This window comes from Vibrio sp. 10N.247.311.47 (assembly GCF_041467535.1).
Taxonomy (GTDB): domain Bacteria; phylum Pseudomonadota; class Gammaproteobacteria; order Enterobacterales; family Vibrionaceae; genus Vibrio; species Vibrio crassostreae_C.
Genome location: NZ_JBFSUR010000001.1, coordinates 70,827 through 79,983 on the forward strand (window position 1 = coordinate 70,827; position 9,157 = coordinate 79,983).

8 protein-coding genes and 1 tRNA gene (1 of these 9 running past the window's edge) are annotated in these 9,157 nt (G+C 45.5%); 5 read left to right on the forward strand and 4 right to left on the reverse strand.

The annotated features are described in order from the left end of the window. Positions 1–60: 60 nt before the first annotated feature. The 4 genes from menB (at position 61) to AB6E51_RS00260 (ending at position 3,841) form a co-directional block, all read left to right on the forward strand. Entirely contained in the window at positions 61–927 is an 867-nt protein-coding gene (menB, locus tag AB6E51_RS00245; protein ID WP_017064079.1) for a 1,4-dihydroxy-2-naphthoyl-CoA synthase, read from the forward strand. 75 nt (positions 928–1,002) lie between these two features. After that, complete coding sequence (gene menC, locus AB6E51_RS00250) at positions 1,003–2,010, forward strand: o-succinylbenzoate synthase (RefSeq protein WP_017060171.1); 1,008 nt, start codon at positions 1,003–1,005, stop codon at positions 2,008–2,010. A gap of 64 nt (positions 2,011–2,074) precedes the next feature. Continuing rightward, a complete protein-coding gene (gene menE, locus AB6E51_RS00255) occupies positions 2,075–3,508 on the forward strand; it encodes an o-succinylbenzoate--CoA ligase (RefSeq protein WP_372058354.1) in 1,434 nt (477 codons plus the stop codon). A 165-nt stretch (positions 3,509–3,673) separates the two neighbouring features. Then, on the forward strand, positions 3,674–3,841 hold the full coding sequence (locus tag AB6E51_RS00260) for a hypothetical protein (RefSeq protein WP_017060175.1): 168 nt from the start codon (positions 3,674–3,676) through the stop codon (positions 3,839–3,841). A gap of 133 nt (positions 3,842–3,974) precedes the next feature. Here the strand turns inward: AB6E51_RS00260 and AB6E51_RS00265 are convergent, their stop codons facing one another. The 3 genes from AB6E51_RS00265 to AB6E51_RS00275 form a co-directional block, all read right to left on the reverse strand. Next, positions 3,975–4,895, reverse strand: coding sequence for a YeiH family protein (locus AB6E51_RS00265; protein WP_017060176.1), 921 nt, complete (start codon positions 4,893–4,895; stop codon positions 3,975–3,977). A 146-nt stretch (positions 4,896–5,041) separates the two neighbouring features. Then, positions 5,042–6,916 (reverse strand): MFS transporter, encoded by a 1,875-nt coding sequence (locus tag AB6E51_RS00270; RefSeq protein ID WP_102320179.1) that lies wholly within the window; start codon positions 6,914–6,916, stop codon positions 5,042–5,044. Between the two features lie 17 nt (positions 6,917–6,933). Next, positions 6,934–7,524 carry a TetR/AcrR family transcriptional regulator gene (locus tag AB6E51_RS00275; RefSeq protein ID WP_048613073.1) on the reverse strand — a complete coding sequence of 197 codons (591 nt, stop codon included), beginning with the start codon at positions 7,522–7,524 and terminating at the stop codon, positions 6,934–6,936. Between the two features lie 196 nt (positions 7,525–7,720). On the opposite strand from AB6E51_RS00275, the gene AB6E51_RS00280 reads away from it, so the two are divergent. Then, complete coding sequence (locus AB6E51_RS00280) at positions 7,721–8,629, forward strand: Tim44 domain-containing protein (protein ID WP_017068945.1); 909 nt, start codon at positions 7,721–7,723, stop codon at positions 8,627–8,629. 491 nt (positions 8,630–9,120) lie between these two features. Here AB6E51_RS00280 and AB6E51_RS00285 read toward each other — a convergent pair. Then, positions 9,121–9,157, reverse strand: a tRNA-Tyr gene (locus AB6E51_RS00285); it runs 148 nt beyond the window's last position.

The following is a 9,157-nucleotide window of genomic DNA, read 5'->3' on the forward strand; positions in this document are numbered from 1 at the left end:
GAGCAACACCGTCGCGACTCTACGCTAGTCGCGCTCTCTAATAGAACAATGGGAATCATCATGGCTAAAACAGTAGGCATCACAGAAGAAGAACTTTACGCAGCCGTTAACTGGCGCGATGAAAGCAGTCAATATGAAGATATTCAATACCACAAGTCTGATGACGGTATTGCGAAAATCACGATTGCTCGCCCTCAAGTGCACAATGCGTTCCGTCCACAAACCGTAAAAGAGATGATCAATGCACTGGCTGATGCTCGTTATGACGAGAAAGTTGGCGTAATCATTTTGACTGGTCTTGGTGAGAAGGCGTTCTGTTCTGGTGGTGACCAAAGTATCCGTGGTGACTACGGCGGTTACCAAGATGACTCAGGTACGCACCACTTGAATGTACTTGATTTCCAACGTCAAATTCGTACTTGTCCAAAACCAGTTATCGCAGCGGTATCGGGTTGGGCAGTCGGTGGCGGTCATGTACTTCACATGATGGCAGACCTTACTATTGCAGCTGAAAACGCGCAGTTCGGTCAGACGGGTCCTAAAGTGGGTTCTTTCGATGGCGGTTGGGGTGCTTCTTACATGGCTCGTATCGTTGGTCAAAAGAAAGCACGTGAAATCTGGTTCTTGTGCCGCTTCTACGATGCACAAGAAGCACTGGACATGGGCCTTGTAAACACCGTTGTTCCTGTTGCTGACCTAGAAAAAGAGACAGTTCGTTGGTGTCGTGAAGTGCTTCAACACAGCCCAATGGCACTGCGTTGCTTGAAAGCGGCACTGAACGCTGACTGTGATGGTCAAGCAGGCTTACAAGAGTTGGCTGGTAACGCAACCATGATGTTCTACATGACAGAGGAAGGCCAAGAAGGCCGCAACGCATTCAACGAGAAACGTCGACCGGACTTCGACAAGTTCCCGCGTAATCCATAGTCTTTCTCCTCTTCAAAATGAGTCGCTAATAGCGGCTCGTTTTGTTTTGATGTTCCCCGTTTTTTAGGAAACTTTATGAACTCAGTGAATTCTCAGCGTCACGCTAAACTTTACCGTTATCAATTACCTATGGATAGTGGTGTGGTTCTTCGTGACAATAAGTTGAACGAACGTGTTGGCTATATCATCCAACTTGAGTGTGATGGTAAAACTGGTTTTGGCGAAGTTGCGCCTTTGCCCGGTTTTAGCCAAGAAGATGCCGAACAAGCTGGCATTCAGCTTCAACACGAATTAGAGCTTTGGAGCCACAATAAGCCTCAAACGCCTTTCGACGAGCTGTATCCTTCTGTCGCGTTTGGCTTTTCAATGGCGATGATGGAATTGCGAGGCGATCTTAACGCTCAAGGTAACTACCAAGCGGCGCCTTTGTGTACAGGCGATCCAGATGAACTGATTCCTGTATTGAATGAGATGGTAGGCGAGAAGGTCGCGAAAGTGAAAGTCGGCCTCTACGAAGCGATTCGCGATGGCATGTTGGTTAGCTTATTCCTTGAGTCGATCCCTGATTTGACTCTAAGACTTGATGCCAACCGTGCGTGGAAGCCAGAGAAAGCGAAGCAATTCATTAAATACATTTCGCCGTCAATGCGCCAGCGTATAAGCTTTATCGAAGAGCCTTGCCAAAAGCCAGAAGACAGTTTGGCCTTTGCCATTGACCATGGTGTGGCGATTGCGTGGGACGAGACACTGCAAGAAGCGGTGCGCAGCCCGGAATTTGATCTTAGCGACCTTACTGGTGTTAAAGCAGTCGTGATCAAGCCAACTCTTATTGGTTCTGTCGAGCGTTGCGTGGCAATCATTGAGCGAGCACAGAAGCTTGGAATGAAACCTGTATTGAGCTCAAGCATTGAGTCGAGCCTAGGTCTGACTCAGATTGCTCGTCTGGCGCAGCAATATTTGCCAAATGAAGTGCCGGGGTTGGATACGATTGGCTTGTTCAAGCAGCAGCTAGAGGTTTCTTGGCCGGGCTGTCAGTTGCCTGTCTCTACGCTTGAAAAGCAACAATTGATTTGGTCTTCTTAGACCGAGCTATTTGAATGGCTATTTAGTTAGCTTAACAAGTTCTTAATCTATTTTTGGTTATCATATGATGCGCCCACAATCTAATCATCCCCCGCTCTGGGTAAAGTGGGCGCAGCAAAACCCACTTCAACCAGCGTTAGTGACCACTCACCGCACTTATACTTGGCAGCAAGTGTTTGTGTTGGTTAGTGAGTACCAACAACAGCTATCTCATCAAGGCCTATCTGAAGGTGATGTACTGACGATTGTTGGTAAGAATCAAGCTGAAGTGATCCCTGTTTATCTTGCCGCACTCAATTTGGGTGTGGTTTGTGCGTTTACGATGCCTCAGCCTAGTTTACGCCTGAAGCAAAAGCTCGATTCCTTATATCAAGCAGATCAACAGAGCTGCCTTTGGCTCTTGGGCAATAGCGGAATAGAGCAATCAGAGACTGCCGATTTGAATACTCAGTTGGTGACCTTGCCTTGCCTAAGTGAACTGAAGTTTGATGGTGATGATGAGCAGATAACGACACCTCAAGAATCCAATTTCAATCCGCAAAATCTAGCGAGCATCGTATTCACTTCAGGTTCTACCGGAAACCCAAAAGCGGTCGCTCATACACTTGAGCAGCACCTATGCTCTGCGTCAGGGCTGCTTGAGGTGTTTCGTTATCAACAAGGTGACACGTGGTTACTGAGTTTACCTATGTACCATGTGTCGGGGCTGGCGATAGTTCATCGTTGGTTGGCGGCTGGTGGTTGCATCAAAATAGGCACAGGTCAGCTTGAAACCGATATAGAAGAATGCAGTCATGCTTCATTGGTCGCTACTCAACTACATCGATTGTTAAAGAGTAAGCAAGCACTTACTTTAACGCATGTACTTTTGGGTGGTAGTCATATACCAGAAGCACTTGGGCTCGAAGCTCAACAAATGGGCATCGAAACATGGCTTGGATACGGCATGACTGAAGCGGCTTCAACCGTGACCGCGAAGCCCGTTGATGCCGGCAGCACCGCCGGTTTTGTCCTTAACCATCGCCAGCTAAAAATTGAAGAACAACGTATCTTTATTGGTGGCGAGACGCTCGCGTCCGGGTATTACTATCAAGGTAACTTAACGCCATTAGTTGATAAGAGCGGTTGGTTTGATAGCAAAGATCTTGGTGAGTGGCTTGGCGAACAAGTGTCGATTATTGGCCGTGCCGACAACCAGTTTATTTCTGGTGGTGAGAACATTCATTGCGAAGAAATTGAGCGAGTACTCAATCAATTGTCTGAGGTTAATCAGGCTTTTATTGTTCCTATTGAAGACGATGAGTTCGGGTTTCGACCTGTCGCTATTGTGGATTGTGCTGATTTGCCAACCAAAGAGTGGTTTGCTGAGCAATTGAATGGACGTCTTGAGCGGTTCAAATTTCCTGTTGAGTATTATCGAATGCCTGAGCAAGAACAGCAGGGTATTAAGGTCTCACGCGCTGGATTGGCATCTTGGTTGTCTCAGCATAGGAGTTAAAGGTAAGCGCTTACCTCGACGTTATTTGCGAAGTTGTTAGGTGACTAAGCTGTCAGGCGGTTAGTTAATTTAGCAATTAGATAGTTCAAAACAGAATTTATTATCTTTATAACCATCCATCATAATAAGCCATATAAATAACGGATTATAGAATAAGGTCTTATTATGAAAATTGCCCTCACCATTGCGGTTTTACTGCAGATAGGCCAAGCAATCATCTCGTCAGGGTTGACTCGTTCGTTGGCTGAGCTCACCGCATTTGTGTTGGTTGTGGTACTTGTTTTAATGAAAAGAGAGAGCAAGAAGAGTGATAAGCCCCTGTTTGATTCGTGATTGTTACAACAAAGAATACCCTTACCACAAACGATAAAGGCAAAGCCCATTGGAGCTTTGCCTTTTTGTTTTGTTGCTCGCTAACTTGAGTGTCTAGTTCACCGAACAAACATCTAAAGCGTTTCTATGCGGGCTAAGCGAGAGTTAACCACGCCAATGAACCCGTTGAGATCATGACCCACATTGTAATACCAAACATCAGTGGTTTCGGCCCTGCCGCTTTTAACTTCTCAACTGAAATACCACAGCCAATTAAGAACAAACACACGACCAGTGCTCGCTTAGACACATCAAAGATTCCTTGATAGACCATCTCAAATTGTGGCAGTAAGTCACTCACCGCGATAGCGGCGCAATAGAAGAAAATGAAGTAGGGAACCGTAATCTTCTTTTGATCGTTCTTGAAGATCATCGCACTAATTAAAGCGATTGGGATGATCCAAAGTGCGCGAGCGAGCTTCAATGTTGTCGCTGTCGTCAGTGCTTCTTCGCCATACGCTGAAGCTGCACCTACTACAGAAGACGTATCGTGAATCGCTATCGCTGCCCAAGTACCAAATGTTTGTTGGCTGAGCTCAAGCGCGTGACCAATCATCGGGAATAAGAATAGAGCAACCGAGTTCAACACGAATACGGTGGCTAATGCCAAGCCAATCTGTTCATCGTCTGCTTTGATCGCGGGTGCCACTGCTGCTATCGCGCTACCACCACAAATCGCGGTACCAGAAGATATAAGATAGCCCGTAGTGCGGTCTAGCCCCATTTGTTTCGCCAAGAACCAACCAATGACTAATGTACCGATAATCGTCGTTACAATGAGCCCAATACCATCGCCTGTTACTGCTAATGCTTTTTCAAACTGAATACCAAAACCCAAGCCAACAATAGAGTAGGCCAGTAGCTTTTTGGTAAGCTTGCCGACTTCCAAGTGTTCAGGGACTAATCCTAAACTAGCAAGCAGGAAACCGATAACCAGGGCTGTCGGTGAGCTAACCCAAGGCGTTAAGCAAAACAGTGCAGCAAGATAAAATGGAACGGACTTTTTTAGGTTCATTGTATTTAGAGTCTTGTTTTGTTGTGGCGTTATTGTGATGAGACCACTATACGTTCAATAAAATGATAAGTAAGTCTAAATGAATTGAACAAACGTTAAGGAAAACTTAACGCTTGTTCAACTGATATGAATAAAGGGCTGGTTAACTAGCGTAATGATCCGCGAAGGTCAGAGACTGACTGTCGAAGCGTTTCACAAGAGGCTTGTTTAGGTGAAATCGGCTCGCCAGCTTCTATCTCTAGCTTAGTCCAGAAGCGAGTGGGTAACCCTTTGCAGGCACGGCCTTTGTAACGACTAAAGTAGCTACCCCATAATCCTTTAAGAGCCATAGGAATCACTGGGACAGGGGAACGTTTGATGATCAGCTCCATACCACGCATGAACTCAGCCATTTCGCCATCAGAGGTGAGCTTTCCTTCTGGGAAAATACACACGATGTGACCTTCATGCAGGGCACGCTCTACTTCTTTGAAAGCGTTTCGAATCGAGTTGCGGTTGGTCGCGGAGATTGGAATCACCCCAGCTCTTTTCAAGAAGCGTCGAATTGGCGGCAACTTGGTGTAATCCTCTTCCATCACAAAACGGATCAAGCGAGGGCAAACCGCACTCAGCAGCAGTGCATCCATATAACTCACATGGTTGCAGACAATCAACGCACCGCCCTTTTCTGGCAGGTGATGTAAGTTCTTATGTTTAACTCTGTACATGGTGTGAGTGACCACCCACGTAAAGAAGCGGAAAGCGTAGATAGGCACCTGATAAAACAGGTACAGCATCACCAAAGTGTTGCCCACAGCGAGCAAGATAAACAGCTGCGGAATTGAAAGATCTAGAACACTAAGGCAAACAATACCTAATACCGCACTTCCCACCATGAACAGTGAGTTGTAGATATTGAGCCCGGCAATCACTTGGGCACGCTCGTCGGGCTTGGCACGTAACTGCATCAGTGAATACAGAGGAACAATAAAGACACCGCCAGAGATACCCAGAAGCAGAAGGTAAGCAAACAGTGGCCACAGCTCTGAGTAGGTTACGAATTGATGGAAAGAACTAAAGTCAGGCAAAGACTCCGGGATGGATATCGCCATCAGAAGACCGAAGATCGAGATACCTAAGCTGCCCATTGGCACGATGCCGATTTCAATTCGGTGATTAGATAACTTATCACAAGCTAAAGAGCCGATTGCAATGCCTACCGAGAATAGTGCCAGTAAAAAGGCGACGGAGCTTTCAGTGCCGTTTAGATGCAGTTTAGTGAAGTTGGGAAACTGAGTTAGGTAAGCCGCACCAAGGAACCAGAACCAGCTGATAGACATCAGAGCTTGAAAGGTCGGGCGATCTTTTTTTGCAATCGCCAGTGTCGCGCGGGTCAGTTTTACAGGTTGCCACTTTACTTTAAGGTCTGGTGCATTACTTGGCGCTTGTGGGATAAACCAGCTTGATACATAGCCAAGCACGGCGAACGAAACAATACACACCGCAGCAATGAGCTTTGCGCCTTCTTCAGATGCAATGATGCCTGCGCCGAGAGTACCAATCAGGATCGCTAAGAATGTACCTGTCTCGACGAGAGCGTTACCAGATACCAGTTCTTTTGTTTCTAATTGTTGTGGAAGCAGGGCGTATTTCACCGGGCCAAAGAAAGCACTCTGCGTTCCCATAAGGAACAGGAGCAGAAGTAATATTCCGTAGCTTTCGTAGATGAATCCGATCGCACCCAGTGACATGATCACTACTTCGAGGAGCTTAACTTTACGGATAAACCACGATTTTTCGTATTTGTCGGCCAGTACACCAGCCAAAGCTGAAAATAGGAAGAAGGGCAGAATAAAAAGGCCAGCGGCCAAATTAATGAATAGATTGCTGGAAATAGGCAGCGTGTCTACGCTTGCGAAAGCAACAAACAGTAACAGGACATTTTTGAATATGTTGTCGTTAAAGGCTCCTAGAAATTGGGTAATAAAGTAGGGTAGGAACCTTTTTTGCGTTAACAGCGAAGATTGGCTGCTGTTGTTCATTGTCTTTCCTTGGATGATTACCAGTTGGTTAAGTAGTTTGAGACTAGGTTATTGATCAGCTCTTTACCATCAATAGGCTCAGAGGCGAAAAATTTATCATCAACGCTAAGTAGAGTAATTCCGTGTACTCCAGACCATAATACACGGCTGGCTTTAACGACTTCGCTTTTCGTATGTTCAGGAGCAATCGCTACTAGCAACTGTTCTAGCATGCCTGTCATTCTATCGATGCGGTTCGATTGCCATTCAGGAAGGTTTTCACCGTTCATGTTGTGCTCAAAGATAAGCTGCCAACGGTGAGGGTGTCTCTGTGCAAAATCGTGGTAGCAGTAGGCAAGGTTGAATAGAGCTTGTTGAGGGTTGCTCGATTGTTCAACAGTTGCAGCGGATTCTGACGCCAGTTCATCTAATGTTTGAGCGACCACATGCAAAAGCAGTAGGTTGTAATTACCAAATACATTTACTAAGGTACTTGGAACGTAACCAATCATATTGGCGATTTTACGTAGACTTAGCTCGTGATAAGAGTGCTCTTCTAAGAAGTCGGTTACCGTTTTTAAGGTTAATTGCACTAATTGTTCGCGAGTATGATCGTTTCGTCTTGCCATGGGTACTTTCTATTAAATGAACATCGTTCAATATTTTAATGCTGCCCCAGAGTGCCGTCAATCCCTTCGCTAGTTTAGTAATCAATTAATAGCCGCAATATTATGATACATGTGTAAACACGGTGAATATTTCATTGTTCTTTGTTAACGAGTATGATTAAGGTGTCGAAAGATAAAAAACCTATAAAGGATAATAATGAAACGATTTTTCTCACTAGTCGCGATCCTGTTGGTAACAGTCGCGGTGACGCCAATCGCTGAAGCGAAAAAGTTTGGTGGTGGTAAGTCATTTGGCAAAAGCTTTAAAACGGCTCCAGCACCAAAACAACAAAACACGAATTCGATCCGTCAAGATCAAACAGGTAAGAACACAGCAGCTAACTCTAGCAAGAAAGGCCTTATGGGCGGTCTGCTAGGTGGTTTACTTGCTGGTGGTCTTTTAGCTGCATTCTTTGGTGGCGCATTTGAAGGTATCCAGTTCATGGATATTCTGATCATGGGTCTGATTGCTTTCCTAGCGTTTAAATTCCTACGCGGAATGTTGGGCGCGAAGCAGGGCTCAATGAATCAGCAGAATGCACGTGGCCAACAGCCAGCATTCGGCGGCATGGGTCAGAACAAGTTTGAACAACCTAAGCAACAACCAAATGTTCATAACTTCGAGCAAACACAACCTCAATCACAAGGCGCTGCTGGTGGTTTCGGTTTTGGTGCACAAAGCGATGTTCCACATAACTACCCACCGGGCTTTGATCAAGCGGCATTCATCAATGGTTCTCGTGAGCACTACCGTACACTGCAAGGTGCATGGAATCACAACGAGCTAAACACGATTGAAGAATACGTATCTCCAAGCCTATTTGAAGACCTAAAAGCTGAGCGTAATAAGCTAGACGGTGATCAGCACACAGACGTAATGTACGTTGATGCTGAAATCGTTCGCGCAGACCACGATGGTAGCAAAGCACAGCTAAGCCTTCAGTTTAGCGGTCGTTACCGTGACACAGCGGATGGCGTTGAAGAAGATATCACTGATATCTGGCATCTAGAGCGTGACCTAACAACTAACAATGCACCTTGGTTAATTGTTGGTATTCAAGGTTAATTCCAGGATTTAACTCAACATCAATAGGATGTAGTTATTCGGAATAACACCAAATAATAGAAAGCCCCTGCTGAGAAATCAGCAGGGGCTTTTTTGCGTCTAATGATATGTATCTTAGTTAAAGATTGGATTAACCTGAGACTAACTAACTGATTTTATTTGGATGTAATGAGTAATGACAAAGTTCTTTGAACCCGTATTGGAGCCTGAGGTTACTTTGCAGCAGAAACAGATAATTGCGAACGAATGCGAAGAACATGTATCGAGCAATTGTTTAGGCTGCGCTGCTTATCTGGTTTGTGAGCGTCATGCTGAAGTATGGGATCACTGATGTTTGAATGGGCTAGATCGCTTAGTTATTTGTAGGAGCGGGTTAGTGTTTAGGAAGTTGAGGGTTGTTTTAGAAGACACGTTTAGTAAGAGATAAAGCTCAGAAACGAAAAAAGCCAACTCAATGAGTTGGCTTTTCGATTTTCCAATTAAGGAGAATATGGTGGAGGGAGACGGATTCGAACCATCGAAGGCAGT